The organism is Nocardiopsis alkaliphila YIM 80379 (assembly GCF_000341005.1).
GTDB lineage: Bacteria > Actinomycetota > Actinomycetes > Streptosporangiales > Streptosporangiaceae > Nocardiopsis > Nocardiopsis alkaliphila.
This window is the reverse complement of the sequence record NZ_ANBD01000078.1, coordinates 75,726-94,561: the sequence shown is the minus strand read 5'-3', so window position 1 is coordinate 94,561 and position 18,836 is coordinate 75,726. Positions and strand designations below refer to the sequence as shown.

At 66.8% G+C, this 18,836-nt stretch carries 13 protein-coding genes; 8 read left to right on the top strand and 5 right to left on the bottom strand.

The annotated features are described in order from the left end of the window. The first annotated feature begins 495 nt into the window (after nt 1-495). The gene (locus D472_RS0112300) at nt 496-768 is read left to right on the top strand and encodes a hypothetical protein (RefSeq protein ID WP_017604788.1); all 273 of its coding nucleotides are present in this window, start codon (nt 496-498) and stop codon (nt 766-768) included. Between the two features lie 262 nt (nt 769-1,030). On the opposite strand, the gene D472_RS0112295 is transcribed toward D472_RS0112300, so the two are convergent. From D472_RS0112295 to D472_RS0112280, 4 genes are all read right to left on the bottom strand, one after another. Then, nucleotides 1,031-1,342 (bottom strand): Dabb family protein, encoded by a 312-nt coding sequence (locus D472_RS0112295; protein ID WP_017604787.1) that lies wholly within the window; start codon nt 1,340-1,342, stop codon nt 1,031-1,033. 473 nt (nt 1,343-1,815) lie between these two features. Beyond that, nucleotides 1,816-2,085 (bottom strand): DUF6406 domain-containing protein, encoded by a 270-nt coding sequence (locus D472_RS0112290; RefSeq protein WP_026117618.1) that lies wholly within the window; start codon nt 2,083-2,085, stop codon nt 1,816-1,818. A 180-nt stretch (nt 2,086-2,265) separates the two neighbouring features. Further along, nucleotides 2,266-4,566, bottom strand: coding sequence for an accessory Sec system translocase SecA2 (gene secA2 / locus D472_RS0112285; protein ID WP_017604785.1), 2,301 nt, complete (start codon nt 4,564-4,566; stop codon nt 2,266-2,268). Between the two features lie 143 nt (nt 4,567-4,709). Continuing rightward, entirely contained in the window at nt 4,710-5,324 is a 615-nt protein-coding gene (locus tag D472_RS0112280) for a GTP-binding protein (RefSeq protein ID WP_017604784.1), read from the bottom strand. 760 nt (nt 5,325-6,084) lie between these two features. On the opposite strand from D472_RS0112280, the gene hisS reads away from it, so the two are divergent. The 4 genes from hisS (at nt 6,085) to D472_RS0112260 (ending at nt 14,059) form a co-directional block, all read left to right on the top strand. After that, nucleotides 6,085-7,404, top strand: a complete 1,320-nt coding sequence (gene hisS, locus D472_RS0112275) for a histidine--tRNA ligase (protein ID WP_017604783.1) — start codon at nt 6,085-6,087, stop codon at nt 7,402-7,404. Between the two features lie 207 nt (nt 7,405-7,611). Then, nucleotides 7,612-10,068 (top strand): helix-turn-helix transcriptional regulator, encoded by a 2,457-nt coding sequence (locus tag D472_RS0112270; protein ID WP_017604782.1) that lies wholly within the window; start codon nt 7,612-7,614, stop codon nt 10,066-10,068. A 167-nt stretch (nt 10,069-10,235) separates the two neighbouring features. After that, on the top strand, nt 10,236-12,806 hold the full coding sequence (locus D472_RS0112265; protein ID WP_017604781.1) for a LuxR C-terminal-related transcriptional regulator: 2,571 nt from the start codon (nt 10,236-10,238) through the stop codon (nt 12,804-12,806). Nucleotides 12,807-13,219: 413 nt separating this feature from the next. Next, complete coding sequence (locus tag D472_RS0112260) at nt 13,220-14,059, top strand: acyl-CoA synthetase family protein (protein ID WP_017604780.1); 840 nt, start codon at nt 13,220-13,222, stop codon at nt 14,057-14,059. A gap of 93 nt (nt 14,060-14,152) precedes the next feature. Here D472_RS0112260 and D472_RS0112255 read toward each other — a convergent pair whose 3' ends face one another. Then, nucleotides 14,153-14,665, bottom strand: a complete 513-nt coding sequence (locus tag D472_RS0112255; RefSeq protein ID WP_017604779.1) for an ATP-binding protein — start codon at nt 14,663-14,665, stop codon at nt 14,153-14,155. Nucleotides 14,666-15,366: 701 nt separating this feature from the next. Between D472_RS0112255 and D472_RS0112250 the strand changes: the two genes are divergently transcribed. The 3 genes from D472_RS0112250 to D472_RS0112240 are packed head-to-tail and all read left to right on the top strand — an operon-like array spanning nt 15,367 to nt 18,829. Further along, nucleotides 15,367-16,974: an ABC transporter substrate-binding protein gene (locus tag D472_RS0112250; RefSeq protein ID WP_017604778.1), complete on the top strand. Its 1,608-nt coding sequence runs from the start codon at nt 15,367-15,369 to the stop codon at nt 16,972-16,974. Between the two features lie 38 nt (nt 16,975-17,012). Next, complete coding sequence (locus tag D472_RS0112245; RefSeq protein ID WP_017604777.1) at nt 17,013-17,948, top strand: ABC transporter permease; 936 nt, start codon at nt 17,013-17,015, stop codon at nt 17,946-17,948. After that, a complete protein-coding gene (locus D472_RS0112240) occupies nt 17,945-18,829 on the top strand; it encodes an ABC transporter permease (protein ID WP_017604776.1) in 885 nt (294 codons plus the stop codon). Before D472_RS0112245 ends, D472_RS0112240 begins: the two co-directional genes overlap by 4 nt. The last annotated feature ends 7 nt before the right edge of the window (nt 18,830-18,836 follow it).

The window sequence follows — 18,836 nt, the reverse complement described above, 5'->3', positions numbered from 1 at the left end:
AAAGGCACCGTGCCGCTGTGGCCAGACCTCGGCGCGATCCCACACGGATGCCGCATCGAGCCCGAAGGAGAGACCGTGATCCACCCCCTGACCACGCCACCGCATCAGGCCGGGTGCAATTGTGGCTCCGGTTGCAACTGCGGTTGTCAAAACGGCGGCGCCTGCAACTGCGGGGGCAGCTGCGGCTGACCTCGGCCGGGCCCACCTCGTCGGAGGGCCCGCCCCTTCACGGGCTGCCCTTCCCCTTGGGGGCAGCCCGTTTCAGCCCGTGTACACCCCCTGTCCGTAGGGGCCATCCCAGGTCCCGTCGAGCGGCAGAACCACCCCTCACATCGCGACATTGCGCAATTATTTGTGTACGCTGGGTCACATCGTTTTCCCGCAGGGGCGAGACGAGGCGTACCCACCCGTTGGGGGAGATCTGCGATGCCGCCGTTCACCAGTCCAGCGAGCCGGAGGGGGCGACCCTCCGAACACACGCGCCTGCTCCAGTGTGTGCAGGGCATTCTGGAGCGCTCGGACCGCGCCACGCCCTGGGAGCCGGATACCGTCGGGCTCCCCGATGCCCGCTCCGAAAGCGCTCTGGCCCGCATCAACGACGTGGCCTTCTACGCGAACGCGCGCAACGAGGTCTCCGCACTCGCCCGAATCTGTGTGGACCTGCTCCTCCTGCACACCCCCGAGGAAACCACCGGGAAACACTGCCGGGGCTGCTGTCTTGCATGGCCCTGCCCGACCTTCGAAGAGATCTCCCGCCTCCTGGGATGACCCCTCCCGCGGAAACGGACGTCGCCCGCCGAAGCCGGGGCGCGATCCGACTTCGACGGGCGACGATTCTTTCGAGTGCCCGCCGCCGATGGCACCCCACGACCGAACTGTCGGGCGCCCCCACCGGGCAGGGCATACAGCAGAGACTAATACTGAAACCCGTTCTACCGCAAGACCAGAACCAGACTCGAAACAGGTAAAAAACCCAGGGGAAGAGGGACCCTGGGTTTTTTGTAACAGGATCTATTCCAAGCTCTATGGGTCAGGCGCCACCCATGGTGGGGAGCTCGAACCGAACCGCCGCGCGCTCGGCGAGCAACGGCCGGATGAAGGCCAAGGCCGCCTGGTGGGCGGGGTGGTCCCGGTAGGCGACGAAGGAGGCTTCGTCGGCGACGTCGGCCACCACGGCGAAATCGAACTGGTCCGCATCGATACCTGTGTCCGGGCCGAAGGCGTAGGCGGCGAGTTCGGGGATCGATCCGGGCAAGGCGCCCAGCAACTCCTCGACCTCGGCGACCTGATCGGGGGTGGTGCCGTCCCGCCAGCGGAAAAGTGCGATGTGTCGAAGTGCCATACGGCAGAACCTATCCCGACGGCCCTTCGGCCGAGCGCGGGGGTGGTCAGGCCCAGGGGCGGGGGACAGCCCCTGGGACCGACCTTGGTCGGCAGGCGCGGCGACCCGTGCCCTTCGAACCAGGAAGGAGCCTTCCCACGACTGCTCGGGGCGCGCCGTGCATCTTCGACGTTAACCAAGCGTCGATAACGCGACCAGCCCCTGCGGGTAACCGGAATGTCTCGATTCTCCACGTGAGGAGAGCGACCGACACGCCTTGACCTGCGGTGACAGGTGACTCACCGTCACCATGGAGCGTGCGCGTGGAGCGCACACGCGCCCCCACGGCGCACCCCGAAAAACAGGGAAAAACGAAAGAACCCTCGCTGGAAACCGCAAATGAACACCCTCTGCAACGATCGGGGGAAAGGTTGCACAGGGTTGCGAATCCAACGAGGATTTCAAACGAGGAAGCCAGTGGCCTACCTCCGGAATCAGCTGATCCTGGTCGCCAACAGATATGCACCAGGAGAATCGGCTTCGGCTATTTCCGTGACCCGCCAAACCTGACCACCGACGCTGAACACGTCGCCCACGCGAACGTCGATCATGGGTGTGGGTCGCCACTCCTTGGGGCCACCGATCTTGGCCACCGGTCGACCGTCATCGTCGATCCAAAAACTTCCACCACCGACGGGGCCGCCGGTGAAGCGGTCGTTACGACCGTAACTGATCTTCTCCTGCGCACCGATCTCGTGAACCACCGTGGATTCAATCCCAACCGTCTCGGGTTCCATTGAAAACGCGTCTATATTAACCCTCGAAGCACCTTTGCACGGAGCACAAGGGCCTGATTCAACGCCTCGAGAAGAATAGCCGACAAAAGTAATGTGCGGGCCAGGACCTTGGTCCTGACCCGCACATGCGACTGCTTTCGGTGACGACTACTCCTTGGAACCGCGATCGCCCTTGAGGCGGCCCACCAAGGTCTCCAACGCGGAACTGAACGGGTGGTCATGCACCATGTAGGTCCACGTCATGGACGGACGCTTCACCCCGACCGCGCTCACATCGAGCTCACCGTCGACCACCTCGAGTTCGGCGAAACTCTCGGCGGCGCGGGCGCGGGCGTCGTCCAAGAAACCCTTGAAGACCGGAACGGCCTCACGGTTGAACTCGTCCAATGGGTCGCGACGGCCCAGGTAACGCAGGTGGATCCCCTCACGCAGTTCGGACAGGAACGCGTTGTGATCGGTCCATCCCCGGTCCAGGTGGTACAGGGTGATCAGCCGAGCCGCGTCGGCGACACGTTCGGCGTCCAACTCCTCCACCAGTTCGAAGTGGCGTTCCTTCTGGTCCTTGGCGATGTGCCGGTCACCCTCGTTCCCGGCCAGGACCAGCTCACGGTGTTCCAGGACCACCTCGCGCTGCACGTCGATGAGCTTGTTGTACCGCCAGGTGTTGCGGTGCACCTCCAGCAGTTGTCCTTCGGAGACACGCTGTGCGTGGTCGACCATGGACAGCCAGGCCTCGTCGGTGATCTCGCCTTCGGCGGTGGTCTTGTAACCGGTGGTCTCGGAAGCGTGGTTGACGAGCAGGTCGTCGTCCATGCTGACGAAGAAGATGGAGTCACCCGGGTCGCCCTGACGCCCGGCGCGTCCACGCAGTTGGCCGTCCAGGCGGCTGCTGGGGTACCGGCCGAAGCCCATGACGAACAGGCCGCCGGTCTCCACGACCCGGTCACGGTCGGACATGTCACTGCCACCGAGCCGGATGTCGGTGCCTCGTCCGGCCATCTGGGTGGAGACGGTGATGGCCCCGTAGGTGCCCGCCTCAGCGATGATGGAGGCCTCGTCCGCGTCGTTCTTGGCGTTGAGGACTACGCACTCCAGCCCGGCCTCGCGCAGCCTCCCGGCGAGAAGTTCGGATTCTGCGACGTCCTGGGTGCCGATGAGGATGGGGCGGCCGGTCTTGTGGATCTCCTCCACCCGTGCGACGAGGGCGTCCTCCTTCTCCTCCCGGGTGGCGTACAGGCGGGTGCCCTGGTCCTCGCGGATGTTCGGTTTGTTGGAAGGAATGACCGCGACCTCGAGTTCGTAGAACTCGCGCAACTGTTCGGCGACGGCCATCGCGGTGCCGGTCATACCGGCGAGAGTGGGGTAACGCATGACCAGGGCTTGGACGGTGATGGAGTCCAAGACCTCCCCGGTCTGGCTGATCGCCACCTTCTCCTTGGCCTCGACCGCGGCCTGGAGACCGTCCGGCCAGCGCTGCAACAGAGCGATCCGGCCGCGGGACTCGTTGATGATCCGCACTTCGCCGTCGCGCACCACGTAGTGGACGTCCCGTTGGAGCAGCACGTGCGCGTGCAGGGCCAGATTGACCTGTGGCAGGAGTGAGGAGTCCTCCTCCGAGTACAGTTCGACCCCGTCCAAGGCCTTTTCGACGGCGTCGATGCCGGCGTCGGTGAGCTGGACGTTGCGCCCCTCACCGTCGACCTCGTAGTGCAGGCGTGGTTTGAGGTCGCGCACCACGTCGGCCATCTCGATCTCGGCGGGCACCGCTTCGGCCGCGCCGGCAAGGACCAAGGGCACGCGAGCCTCGTCGACGAGTACGGAGTCGGCCTCGTCGATGATGGCCACGTGGGGCTCGGGGACCACCCGGTCGTCGATGTCGGTGACCATGCGGTCACGCAGGACGTCGAAACCGAGCTCGCTGACGGACGCGTAGGTGACGTCGCGGCCGTAGGCCTCCTTGCGGGCCTCCACGGTGGAGTCCTCGTTGATCCAGCCGACGGTGACGCCGAGCATCCCATAGAGGGGGCGCATCCATTCGGCGTCGCGCCGGGCCAGGTAGTCGTTGACGCTCAGCACGTGGACGCGCTTACCACGTAGCGCGAACCCGGCGGCGGCCAACGCACCGGCCAGTGTCTTGCCCTCACCGGTGGCCATCTCGGACACGTGACCGTCGAGCAATGCCATGACCCCGAGGAGCTGCACGTCGAACGGCCGCTCACCCAGGGTACGGCGTGCGGCCTCACGGCCCACGGCGCACAGGTTCACGAGATCGGTCTGGGAATAAGGGAGCTCGGCGTAACCGAGTTCGATCGCCTTCTCCCTCAGCTCGTCGTCGCTGAGTTCACGCAGGCCCTCCTCTTCGACCTCGATCGCCGGCAGGAGCTTGGTATAGGGCCGCAGATCCACCGCACCGGGCTTGCCCAGTAGGCGGCGGACGCTTTCCGCCATTCGTCCGAACACCACGCCAGGGTAACGCCGGACACACTGGTTTGGTTCCCCTCAGGTGATCGCTTGTTCACAACAAAAGGACGAAAACACTCAAGGGGAACCCCGGTTCGAACGCGAAGGGCCCCGGAAGCAAGCCCGGGCCCCTACGCGAGCTGACGCCGATCTCGCCCGCGGGCCTCCATCGCCATACCGTGCTTGACCAGGGTGACCAGAACCTTGATCACGGAGTTGCGGTCACGCGCGTCACAGTGGACGACGGGGACATCGGGTGTCAGGTCGAGGGCGTCGCGTAGTTCCTCGACGCCGTAGGCCATCTCGGGGTCGAACTCGTTGACGGCCACGACGAAGGGCAACCGGTACTGGCGTTCGAAGTAGTCCAAGGCCTGGAAGGTGTCCTCCAGGCGCCGGGTGTCGGCGAGGATGACCGCCCCGAGCGCACCGCGCACCAGGTCGTCCCACATGAACCAGAAGCGCTGCTGGCCCGGGGTACCGAACAGGAAGAGGGTGAGGTCGGTATCCAGGGAGATACGACCGAAGTCCATGGCCACGGTGGTGCTGGTCTTGTCCGGAGTGTGCGAGAGGTCGTCCACACCGACGCTGGCCGCGGTGACCGCCGCCTCGGTGCGGACCGGAGGAATCTCAGAGACGGCCCCGACGAACGTGGTCTTTCCGACCCCGAAGCCCCCGGCGACGATGATCTTGGTGGACAGTCCGGTGGGAGCGTGGACATTGCTCGTGCTGTTAGCTGGGTGGATCACAGTTTGTCCTAGCGAGAGTGCCGGGTCCGCGCGGACGGTCGGCTCACACGACCCGGTCTGGAGGGGTGCGGATCCGCTCGGGTCCGACACGGGCCGTAAAGGATCCACAACAGGAACCTAACACCGGACGACTCCGGAAACCGGGGTTTGAAAAGAGTGGAGCTTCACATCTCGAACCCTGAACACGGCGGGCTTTCCGAACGATGTGCGGCCCGATGGGCCTGAAGACGCGAACCCACGCCGTGGCCTGGAGTCCGCACTCGAGGACGGAACGTGATCACCCAAGCATATCCGTGTACCCCGACAGGACGACTTTATGACATTGTGAGCGGCCGTTTTCGGCCGCGCCGATCCCTGTCCGAGGCCGCCCCCCGCATCTACGGTGGAGGTAGGGCACCGAAAGAAGCACCGGTCGTCGTCGACTCCTGGCACGAGTACGCGACCGAGGGGCCCGGCGGCGCCTTGGGGCGCACGACCATCACCGACGTCTCGCTCTTCGACGTCGGACAGGCCGTACCACCCCGTCCAAGCGCTCCTTCGCACCACCGGCCCACAACCGTCCACGTGGGCCGGTGGTCGTCTTGGACCGGGCACCCACCATCGCGACGCTCTTCCCCTCCCATCCCCGTGCGTAGGATGGGTGACACACCCCCTCCCACGAGCGGCGCGTTCGCGTCCACCACGCCTTCACGCGGGCCGTTCGACGGAGGAAGGCGTGGTGAGAACAGCCGAACACTCCCGAGGGAGCCGAGAACCCCACATGTCCGATCAGCGCGTCGTCCGCCCCACTCCCATCAGCGGTTTTCCCGAGTGGACCCCTCAGGTCCGGGCCGTGGAGCAGCGTTGGCTGGACCATATCCGTGCCGGGTTCGAATCCTTCGGCTTCGCGTCCGTGGAGACCCCGTCCGTGGAGAACCTGGACGTGCTGATGGCCAAGGGCGAGACCTCCCAGGAGGTCTACACCTTGCACCGTCTCCAAGCCGACGCCAAGGACGACTCCGACGCCAGGCTCGGTCTGCACTTCGACCTGACCGTGCCCTTCGCCCGATACGTCGCCCAACACTTCAACGACCTGACCTTCCCGTTCAAGCGCTACCAGATGCAGCGCGTCTGGCGTGGCGAGCGTCCGCAGGAGGGCCGTTTCCGCGAGTTCACCCAGTGCGACATCGACGTCATCAACGTGGATTCGGTCCCGCTGCACTTCGACGCCGAACTCCCCCGCATCGTGCACGGGGTCCTCAGCGGCCTGGACATCCCCGCTTGGACGCTCAACGTCAACAACCGCAAGGTCCTCCAGGGTTTCTATGAGGGTCTGGGTGTCAAGGACCCGATCGCGGTCATCCGCGCCGTGGACAAACTCCACAAGATCGGGGACGACGGTGTACGTCGAATCCTGATCGACGAGGGACTGTCCACCGAACAGATCGACCCCTGCCTGGCCCTGGCCCGAGTCAAGGGCGATGGTGCCCACGTGGTGGCCCGGGTCCGTGAACTCGGCGTGTCCTCGGAACTGCTCGACGAGGGTCTGGAGGAGCTGGCGTTCGTCATGAACGACCTGGCCGACCTGCCCGAGGGCGACGTGGTCGCGGACCTGTCCATCGCGCGTGGCCTGGACTACTACACCGGCACCGTCTACGAGGCCTCCTTCGACGACGACCCGGGCTACGGCAGCATCTGCGCGGGCGGCCGCTACGAGAACCTCGCCGGGCAGTTCATCCGCCGCCGGCTTCCCGGGGTGGGCATCTCCATCGGCCTGACCCGCATCTTCGCCAAGCTCGTCGCCGAGGGCCGGATCGAAGGCGGCCGGACGTGCCCCACCGACGTCATGGTGGTGGTTCCGAGCGCCGAACGTCGTGCCGAGGCGCTGCGCACCGGTGAACTGCTACGCGAACGCGGTTTCAACACCGAAGTGTTCCACTCCACCTCCAAGGTCGGCAAACAGATCCAGTACGCGTCCAAGAAGGGCATCCCCTTCGTGTGGTTCCCGCCCTTCGAGGAGGGCGGCGAGCACGAGGTCAAGGACATGGAACAGGGCGGGCAGGCCGTGGCCGACCCCGCCATCTGGGATCCTCGGGGCTGACCGGACACCGATCCTCCCAGGTCGGATGGGTCTCGTTTCCCGCTCCTATCAGGTCACGAGCCGGCATGGGTGGTTTCCGACCCCTCATGCCGGAACCGGCCATCGTGAAGACAGCTTCGGTGACCGGATGCCAGACTGGGCCAAGCCGCATCCGAACCCATACCGCGGTACGGGGCGGCAGACTTCGGTGTCCTAGTAATCGAGGCCATGTCTCCTCCTCGTCACAACCTGCCCCTGTCCGCCGGTGAGTTCATTCGTTTCGTCGGCCGTGAGCGCGACATCGTCGACCTGGTGCGCCTGCTGGAGGGCTCCAGGATGATCACTCTGACCGGCACCGGCGGAATCGGTAAGACCAGGCTCGCCCTCCACCTGGCCGAGCGTGTGCTGCGCCGGTTTCCCGACGGGGTGCGCTTCATCGACCTGAGCGAGGCATCCACCCACGAACAGGCCTTGCGAGCCGTCGCCGCGGGCCTGAACGCAGCGCAGGACGACTCCACCAGTCTGATGGACGGCATCATCACCGCCCTGCGCACCCAACACCTGCTATTGCTCCTGGACACCTGTGAACACGCGGTGGGGCCGATGTCCGCACTGTGCCAGGCCGTCCTGCGTGACTGCCCCCGCGTGCGCGTCCTGACGACCAGTCGACAGCCCTTGCACGTTCCGCAGGAGAGCATCTGGCGGGTACCCCCGCTATCCCTACCTTCTCGGCCCACTCCCACCGACCCCTACGCCGCCACACCGGTGCCCATCCCCCGGCGTGACGCCCAACGCTACGAATCGGTACGCCTGTTCCTGACCCGCGCGCACGCGGCCCGTGCGGACTTCGAGATGACCCGGGAGAACTCCGGCTACATCGCGGAGATCTGCCGGATGCTCGACGGGATGCCCTTGGCCATCGAACTGGCCGCCGCCCGCGTCCGCGTGCTGTCCGTCCAGCAGATCCTGCGCAGGCTGGACGATCGTTTCCGGTTACTGACCAGCGATGGCACCGGAAACCTGCCGGTACGCCAGCGCACCCTGCGCGCCGTCCTGGAATGGAGCCATGACCTGCTCAGCGACGCTGAGCGAGCGCTCCTGCACCGACTGTCGGTCTTTTCCACCTGGTACCTGGAGTTGGCCGAGAACGTCTGTTCCGGCGGGGTCGTGGATCCCTCCGACATCTTGCCGCTGCACTTCTCTTTGCTCGACAAGTCGCTGATCGTGGTGGACACCGAGATCGATGGCACCGCCCATTATCGACTGACCGAGACCGTGCGCGCTTACGCCGCCGAACGACTCTTGGAGGACGGGGACGGTGAGGAACGGTGGGAGCGGTACCTGAAGTTCGGTGTGGACCGGTTGGAGGCGGCCGCGGAACGAGGCGACACCCCCAACGCCTGGCCCGAACGTTTGACTCGGTTGCGTATGTACGACCATCACCGGGAGAACCATTCCCGCGTGGTGGCGTGGGCCCTGTCCAAGGGCCGGGTCGATGAGGCACTGCGCGTGTGCGTGGCGTTGCGCCCCTATTGGTTGATGCGGGACCTGACCGCCGAGGGCGGACGTCTCCTGGAACGGGTACTGGCCCACTCCCCCGATGTCCAATCCCCCCACCTGCGTGCCCGCGCACTGGCCCTGCGCGCGGAGTTGCGCTTGGACGTCGACCCGGCCCCGCAGGTGTCCACCCTGGCGACGATCGCTCTGGAGGCGTCCCGTGCCTGTCGCGAACCCACCGCGGCGGCCTCGGCCCTGACCACCCTGGCCACCCTCTCGTTGCGCACCGATGCCCCGGAGGAGGGCCATCGCCAGTCCCGCAATGCCTTGGAGTGGGCGGTGAAGGCCGGTGATCCGGTGACCGAGAGCGCGGCTCGCGACGGACTGGCACGGGCCGCCCGACGCCGGGGCGCGGTGAAGGAGGCCATCACCCATCTGGAGGTGAACCTGAGGGTCGCGCGTGGCCTGGGGGATCGCTGGTCCCAGGCCCGGTGTCTGCACGGCCTGGGAACGATCGCGGCCGAGGCCGGGGAACATGAGCGCGCCCTCGAACTGCTGTCGGAGGCCCTGGAGGTCTTCGGCGAATTGCCTTCCGATTCGGCGGTCACCCGGTGCGCCTTGGACCTGGGCCGCCTCCACCTGGCTCGGCAGGACCCCCTGGCGGCCCGTGAACCCCTGGCCCGCGGTCTACGGGTGAGCTTCACCTCCGGCCGCAGGATCGCGGTGGCCCGTGCCCTGGAGGCACTGGCCGAGCTGGCCTTGGCCGAGGGAGAAGCCGGCCGCGCCGCGGCACTGGCCGGGGTGGCGGGGGACCTGCGCACCGCCCTTGGCCGGCCGTCCGCCGAGACCGTGCGCCTGCGTTCGGCGGTGGAACGGAAGATGAGCGCGGATCAGGTGGGCCAGGCGTGGAGCGCGTGGCGGTCACTACCCTTGGAACAGGTGCGCGATCGCGCCCTGGCCTTTCCCCGACCAAAGGAAACGCGAACGAACCGCTCCTGCTCACTGACCCCCCGCGAGAGCGAGATCGCGGCCTTGGCCGCGCGGGGATTGTCCAACCGGGAAATCGCGGAGAAGTTGACCATCAGTCAGGCCACCGCCGCACGCCATATCGCGAACATCTTCAGAAAACTTTCGATTTCCTCCCGAACACAGTTGACCGGCTGGACCTTTGCCCACGAACCTGACTGAACACCCCACGAACGTGCGACGGCACTTGCACAGTGCGCGTGCACCCGCTAAACCAGAAAGTCCGACCAGCGTCCGCCTGGAGTACCTCCACCCCTACCCCCGACGACCCCCGTCCCCGGCGGTGACCACACCCCGACCAGTCCCTACTTGTGAAGGCCATGGCACCATTGACCGCGCCCGCGCGGCACAACCTTCCCCGGCCTGGCACCGCTTTCGTGGGCCGAGAGCCGGATCTGAGTGATCTGCTCCGTCTGCTCGGTTCCACCAGGTCGGTCACCATCCGCGGCGCCGATGGGATCGGTAAGACACGACTCGCCCTGCGTGTGGCCGAACAGTCCACCGTGTCCTTCCCGGACGGAGTGTGGTTCGCCGACCTCACCGACGTACGCACGGTCCTGGAAGTGTACGCTCGCGTCGCCGACGCGGTCGGGATCGTCGAGGAGCCCGGGGCTCCCCTGGCCACCACCGTCGTCGAGGCCCTGCGCGATCGACGGTTGCTCCTGGTACTGGACTCCTGTGAACACGTGGTCGACGAGGTCACCGAGGTCGGGGAGACACTGCTGGCCGCTTGCGCCTCGGTCTCGCTCCTGCTGACCAGTGAGCAGGTCGTGCGACTGTCCGGCGGAACGGTGTGGATGGTCCCGCCCATGTCCCAGCCGGCGGTCGCCCGTAACGCGCCCCTCCCCGACCCCGCCACCACCGAACCGGTCCGACTGTTTTTGGATCGCGCCCGTGCCCGTGACCCCCACTTCGAGGCCTCTCCCCAAGAGTTGGAGGCGGTGACGGCCCTGTGCGACCTGGCCGGTGGAATGCCGCTCGGCATCGAGGTGCTCGGCGCCCAGGCTCCGGAGACCGGTGTGGAGGCGTTGCTCCAAGGGCTGCGGACGCACCTGGCCTCCCCCGAGTTGAGTCCCGGCCCAGGACAGGCGGTCTCGCGCAACCAGGTGTTACCACTGATCTTGGACCACGTGTACCGGAACCTCCCCGAGGCCGAGCGGGTACTGCTGCGTCGGCTCGCGGTCTTTCGAGGGTGGGACCTGGAGCTGGCCGAACAGGTGTGCGCGGATGAGAGCCTGCCCGAGTCCGAGGTCTTGGACCTGATCACCTCCCTGCTGAACCGGTCCTTGGCCACGGTGACGGGTGAATTCCAAGGACGGGTGCGTTACCGACTACCCGAGGCCGTGCGTGTCTTCGCCGAGGAGCGCTTGATCGCCGAGGGCGAGGCGGAGACCTTCCAGGATCGGCTCTTGGAACGCATGTTGGCCCTGGTGGAGGATCTGAGCCGCAAGCTCGAGTCGAGTCGGGCGATGCCCTGGTCGGAACGGGACGCGGGGCGCCAACGCGTGATCGCCGAATACGACACGCTCCGCTGTCTGCTGCGCCGGTCCCACATGCGTGGGGCGGCCGAACCCGGGCTCCGGTTGTGCGTGAGCCTGGTGTCGCACTGGGTGAGTCTGCACACCCCCTCCGAGGGCGCCCACTGGATGGATCGACTGCTCGCCCTGGAGGAGTCCGACAAGGCCCCTTCCAGGGCCCGAGCCCTGGTCGGACGTGCCCAGTTGGCACGGATCACCCGCGATCACGAGCTGGCCCTGTCGCTGGGCGAGGAAGGGCTGCGGCTGTGTCGAAAGGCCGGGGACGAGGTGTTCGTACGCGCCGCGTTGAACCTGCTGGCACTGACCGAGGTGCGTATGCACCGAGGCGAACACGCCTCGGTTCGGGTGGAGGAGGCCCTGCGGCTGTGCCGGGAGGCCGCAGATGTTTGGAACGAGGCGATCGCCCTGGGGACCCGGGCCGCCCTGGTGGCCCGACAGGGCGACTACTCGAGCGCCGACCAGCACTACACCACGGCATTGACGCTGCTACGCGGCATCGACCACCGCTGGGGTATGGGGGTCGTCTTGATCGGCCAGGCCCGTGCCGCCGAGGTCAACGGCGATCTGATGACCGCGGACCGGTGTTACCGGGAGGCCCTGGACACTCAGCGGTTGATCGGCGCGGCCGCGGAGGAGGCGCGTTGTCTGGCCGGCATCGGACGGGTGGCCCACGCCCAGGGCTCGCCGAGTCAGGCCTATGACTACCTGAGCGAGGGGCTGCGGCTGAGCAACCAGGGCGGGCAACGCGCCGACGTGGCCCGGGCCCTGGTGTCGATCGCCAAGGCCGTGTTCGAGGAGGGTCTACGCGAGCCCGCCTGCCGATTGGCCGGGGCCGCCACCGCTTTGCGCGACCGGGCCGGTCTGCCCACCCAGGACGCTCCGTGGCCGTTCCTGAACGTGGAAAAGGTGCGTCGACGCCGCCGCCACCTGGTGAACTGGTGGGAGCAGGGGTATCTGCTGGGGCAGACCGAGGCGGTCTCGGAGGCCGAGTGGGTGGTGACGGAGGCACGTCGCCCTCCGGACCGACGTTCTCGGGAGCGTTCTGGCACCCCTCGCAAGGGTGGGGAGCGCGAGACGACGAGCCAAAGCACTCGTTCCGCTTCGGGGCGCGGGCGCACGGGCGCTCTTGCCGTCTCCCCTGGGACCACCGCCCCGCAGGACGTGCTCACCAAACGAGAACTGGAGATCGCCCTTTTGGTGAGCACCGGTAAGAGCAACCCGGAGATCGCCCGGAAACTGTTCATCACCCCGTCGACGGCCGCACGGCACGTCGCCAACATCAATCGGAAGATGGGGTTCCGCTCCCGCGAACAGATCACCGCCTGGGTGATAGAACATGGGACGGGGCCACGCTCCGGGTGAGACCACATCGGCCCTGGGGGCCGCCCCGGGCGGTGGAGAGCCCCGGTCCGGATCGTGCAGGCCCGCGCACCCAGAATCTACATATGCATATGCATGGCAATGTGCATGTGCATTCGGCTGTGAACACGCTAGGCTTCAAGCCATGGGACGTCAGGCTCGAAGCGACGTGACAGCGACCCGCTCACGTCCCAGAAACGGCCGCCGGGCACCGGGTCGAGCCCCGGTTTCCGGACGCGCCGTCGATTCCGAGAGGGTTCTCGGGATCGGTGGGGGACCGTGCCGGTGCGAGGATGGACCTGGGGAGGACCCTCGCGACGAATCACCGACACGGCGCCATCGGGCTCGTCACGTGGAGGGGGCGTGACGAGCCCGAATGGTGGACCCGACAAGACTCCGGACGGCTGGAGAAACGTATGGGGGCAGGACTGACTTCTGGAATCGGACGACCGGGTAGGCACCTTCCGCGTAGGGAGGACCCGATCGGCTCTCTCACCGGTGGACTGTGCGGGCGGTTACGGCTACGCGCCGGTCGTGGCGGATCCATCAGGAGTAGGACCGGTCGCACCGACGCACTCGACTTCGCCGCGACCATCGAGCGGGCCGCCACCGGGCTGAGTCACCGAGGACTGTGCCTGGGGGACGTGGTGGGCGTCCTCGCCCCCGTCCACCCGGACCGTTTCCTGGCCTCCTACACCGTGATGGCGGTCGGTGGCAGGGCCCTGACCGTCCTGTCCGAGTCCGACTTCCACACCCAGTGCGCGGCGCTCACCGAGACCGATGCCCGTCTCCTCTTCGTCAGCGAAGACCTCGTCGAACGTGCGCTCGAACTGGCCGAACATTCCCGGGTCAGGCAGATCATCACCTTCGGCTCCGCCTTGGGCACCACGCCCTTCAGCGAACTCTTCCTGCCCAGTCCCGACGGTAACGGCTACAGCCCGACCCGCGGCCTCTTCGACAACGGGTTGCTGGACTACGAGGACACCGGTGACGGCATCCTCACCACTTTGCACACCCACCACGACCTACTGGCCCGGTTCGCCGAACTGCGCCAGAACCTGAACCTGCGCCCGGACGACGTCGTCGCCGTCGACGACCGTGGCGACGAGGCCACCAGGCTCGCCCTGGTCGCGCTCGCCCTGTGGATCGGAGCCTGTGTGGTCACCGGGCGGGACTGTCCGCCACCGGAGGGGCGTGAGGTCACGGTGGAGTGCCTTCCCGAACCCACCCGAGTCGCTCATCCCCGAGCCGGGTGAGGAAGGGGCCGATCGAGAACGGCCGGGCCGGGAGGGGCCCACGACCCTTCAAGGACGGATACGGGGGGAGGCGGCGGGCCCGGGTCACACGGATCAGGGACGAGGGGAGGCCGCCTGATCGTCGATCTCGAACCACGCCACGTGGGTGGCCTCGGTCCAGTAGTCACCGCTGCGCGTGGCGCAGTTCTCGACGATGAACTTCCCACGGCCGAAGTCGTCACCGTCCTCACGGCCGTGCTCGTCCAGAGCACCGTCCGCTTCCCGGTCTCCCTGGTCGGCGACGGCCACCCGCAGACGGTTCTCCTCGGAACGAATGAACAGGGTCATCACGCCACCGCTCTGCCCCGAACGCGAATGCAGCAGGGCGTTGGTGGCCAACTCGCTGACGGCCAGCTCGGCGTCGTCCAGCGCTCCTTCCGAATGCCCCGCCCGGGACAGGAACTCCCGGACCCTGGCACGGATGGACCGCACCGCGGTCAGGTTCCCCGCACAGCTCCAGACCGTGTGATCGGTGACCCCACTCGTCGGCTCACCGACGTCGATCGTCGGAGCAATGTCCGGGGCCTCCGCGAGCACGTAGCCCCGGAGTTGCCTCGCCTCAGCCATCCGGTCACTCCAATCACCCGCGTCGGGCGCGCGGGTCGCGCCGTCCGCACTCACCTTAGACAAGGGCGTACCGCCTCCAGCACAGCACACCCAGGTTCGTGAAGCCGGGGATCGGCCACAAAACCCCCTTCCGTGTCCTCCCCCATGTGGACAAAGGAAACGGCCTGGACCCCAGAGACCTCCATGTGAGGTGTAACACGTTGGCAATACGCTGCTGGAACACGCCCTGATGGATCCCCCATGGCGGCCCGCGAAAAAGCATCGGCCCCCGCCCGACGCACCGCTCCAAGCCTCACGCACAGTCACCGCTCACCTGGCAGAACAAGAAAAGTCTCGCTTAAACACCACGTTTTCGACTCTCGGTGACAACGATGGGGACACAACCCCGCAAGCGGAAACGAGGATCTCGTGCGCTATCACGAGTCGAGGAGCACTCGAACACACATGGGCGAGCGGTACTCGAACTCACCCGCAAAACCCCAGTCCACAGCGGATTTTGGGCATTTTATCCCGCCCCAGGCAGAGAGCCGGCCACGAACCCGTCCTCCACCACGACCTCGCCATCACCTCGTTTGACGCCCCATGTAGGGCGAACAAGGATCATTAGGGCCGACAACACCACACCACCCGGGACAACCCCTGGTCACCGCGTGCCACCCCCTGTCGGTCGAAAGCCGTCCCCGTCCCACCCGAGGTATCACGTGCCGAGCCTGCCCGAAGAGCGCACTCCCTTCCTGAAGCACCTCACCAGCCGCCGCGGCCTGCTCAAGGCCTCCCCCGCCGGTGCCGCCGTCGCCCCCGTCCTGGCCGCCTGCGGCGGTGGCGACTCCTCCTCCGGCGGTGGTGACGCCGGAGAGCCCCAGTACGGAGGCCGGCTCCGGGTCGGTGTGGCCGGTGGCGGCGCCAGTGACACCCTCGACGCGCACGACCCCACCGACAACGTCGACATCGCGCGCAACTACGCCCTCTACGCGGCGCTGATGCGCTTCGCCAACGACGGCACCATCGAGCCGTACCTGGCCGAGTCCCTGGAACCCAACGAGGACGGCACCGAGTGGACCCTGGTCCTCAAGGAGGGGCTGACCTTCCATGATGACTCCCCCGTCACCTCCGAGGCCGTCGTGTACTCGCTCAAGCGCATCCTGGACCCCGAGAACCCCATGCGCGGTGCGGGCGACATGCCGGGGGTGGACCCCGAGAAGCTGGAGATCGTCGACGATCGGACGGTCATCATCCACATCGACGAGCCGCTGGTCACCTTGCCCGAGGCACTCGCCGAGTACTACAACTGCATCGTCCCGGTCGACTATGACCCGGACTCCCCGATCGGCGCCGGCCCCTTCAAGTACTCCGAGTTCGTCGTCGGTGAATACAGCCTCTTCAAGCGACACGAGGGCTTCCACATGGAAGGCCTGCCCTACGTCGACGAACTGGAGATCATCGACTTCCCCGAGGACGACGCCCGTGTCAACGCGCTCAACAGCGGCAACGTCGACGTCATCAGCCAGGTGCCACAGGCGCAGGTCACCATCGTCGAGGGCGACCCGAACCTGAGCATCATGGAGTCCGAGACCGGCATGTGGTTGCCGTTCACGATGAACGTCGAGGAGGAGCCCTTCGACGACGTACGCGTCCGTCAGGCCTTCCGGCTCATCGTGGACCGCCAGGAGATGATCGACCAGGCGCTGGCCGGTTACGGCCAGGTCGGCAACGACATGTACGCGCGGATGGACCCGTCCTACCCCGAGGACTTCCCACAGCGCGAGCAGGACATCGAAGAGGCCAAGCGTCTGCTGTCCGAGGCCGGGTACGAGGACGGCTTGGACGTCGAACTGGTCACCTCCGACATCAGCGCCGGCGTCGTGGCCGCCGCCGAGGTCTTCCAGGAACAGGCCCGCGAGGCCGGGGTGAACGTGACCCTGCGCCGTGTCAACCCCAGCGACTACTGGAATCCGGAGGAAGGGTTCCCCTACCCCTTCGGTCAGGACTTTTGGAGCGCGCGCAACTACATCACCCAGACCGCGCAGGGGTCGGTCGTGGGCGCCCCTTACAACGAGACCATGTGGGGCGAGCACGAGGAGTGGCTCGAATACCTGAAGGAGGCGCGCACCACCGCCGATGAGGACGCGCGCAACGAACTCATCCGCAAGGCACAGGAGATCGAGTACGAGGAAGGCGGCTACATCGTGTGGGGCTTCGTGAACCTACTCGACGCCCACTCGACGCGGGTCCACGGCCTGGAGCCGTCCGTCTCGGGCCACCCGCTGGGTTCCTACGCCTTCCACACCATGTGGATGGAGCAGGACTAGCACCTCCGAGCCCTCACGTCAGCTACTGAAAGCTCACCATGACTCGACTCATCGTCGTCCGCCTCTTCTTCGGCGCACTGACGCTCTGGGCGGTGTCCCTCGTGGTCTTCGCCGCCACGCAGGCACTACCCGGTGACGCGGCCCAGCTCATCCTGGGCCGCGACGCCACCCCGGAGCGGTTGGCGGCTCTGCGCGACCAGCTCAACCTGCACGAACCGGTGGCCGTGCAGTACATGCAGTGGCTCCAGGGAGTCGTCCAAGGTGACCTGGGTACGTCCTTCTCCAATCGAATGCCGGTCGGCGAATACCTGGCCTCCCCCATCCGAAGTTCACTGACCCTGATGGGGCTGGCCGCGCTGGTGGCGACACCGCTCGCCCTGTTCATCGGTGCGTTCAGCGCCCTGCGCCGGGACCGCGGCTTCGACCACGGCGCCTCCATGGGGACCCTGGTCCTGGCCTCCATCCCGGAGTTCGTGGTCGGCATCCTGTTGATCCTGCTCCTTGGTCCGGGCGGGCTCGGCCTGTTCCCCTCGGTCTACGCGCGTGAGGGCGGCCCGGAGCAGTGGACACTGCCGGTGTTGACGTTGGCGCTGGCCGTCGCACCACCGATCATCCGCATGATGCGGGCGACGATGATCGAGGTCCTGGAGAGCGAGTACGTGCAGCAGGCACGGCTCAAGGGCTTGTCCGAACGCACCGTGCTGTGGCGTCACGCCGCGCCCAACGCCATCGGGCCGGTGGCCCAGGTGGTCGCCCTCCAGTTGGCCTGGCTGGCCGGTGGTGTGGTGGCCATCGAGTTCCTGTTCAACTTCCCCGGTGTGGGCAAGGTCCTCATGGACGCCATCGAGAACCGTGACGTGCCGTTGATCCAGGCCGTGGTTCTGCTCATCGCGGGGATCTACATCCTGGTCAACCTGCTCGCGGACGCGATCGGGCTGGCGGCCAACCCGAAGGTGAGGGTCGCGAACCGATGAGTGGAGCTTCGACGAACACCTCCCCCAAGACACCCGTCCGGCGCCGTCCGGGGCTGTTGCGGACCGCGTGGCGGTTCGGTCGGACCAAGGTCGGTGTGGCCCTGACCGGCCTGATCGTCCTGATCGCCGTGGTGGGCCCGTTCGTGGCCCCCTACACGCCGACCGAGTTCGTGACCAAACCCTTCGAGGCCGACGCGGACGGCGCCCTGTTCGGTGGTGACAACCGCGGACGTGACGTGTTCACTCGCTTCCTGTGGGGCGGATGGACACTGCTGTTGCTGGCGGGCGCGTCGGCGGGTATCGGTGTGGCCGCCGGAACGGTGGTCGGCATCATCGCCGGTTACCGTCGTGGCTGGGTGGACGACGTCCTCATGCGGGTCAACGACGTGCTGCTGGCCTTCCCACAGCTCATCGCCGCTCTGCTGGTGATGTCGATCATCGGCCCGAAGGTGTGGCTGATCGTGGCGGTGATCGCGGTGTCGCACATGCCGCGTGTGGCCCGGGTGATCCGTGAGGCCACCCGCAAGGTGATCGAACAGGACTACGTGAAGGCCGCTGAAGCCATCGGACTGCCGCGCTGGAAGATCATGGCGGTGGAGATCCTGCCGAACGTGACCAGTCCACTGTTGGTGGAGTTGGGTCTACGGCTGACCTACTCGATCGGTGTGGTGGCCGTTCTGGGCTTCCTCGGTATGGGCCTGCAACCGCCCACCGCCGATTGGGGCCTGATGATCAACGAGAACCGGCAGGGAATCGCGGTGCAGCCGTGGGCGGTGGCCCTTCCCGTGGCTGCGATCGCGGTGCTGACCGTGGGCGCCAACCTCATCACCGACGGACTGTCCCGTGCGGCGATCGGTATCGATCGGGGGGTCGAGAAGTGACCGGGTA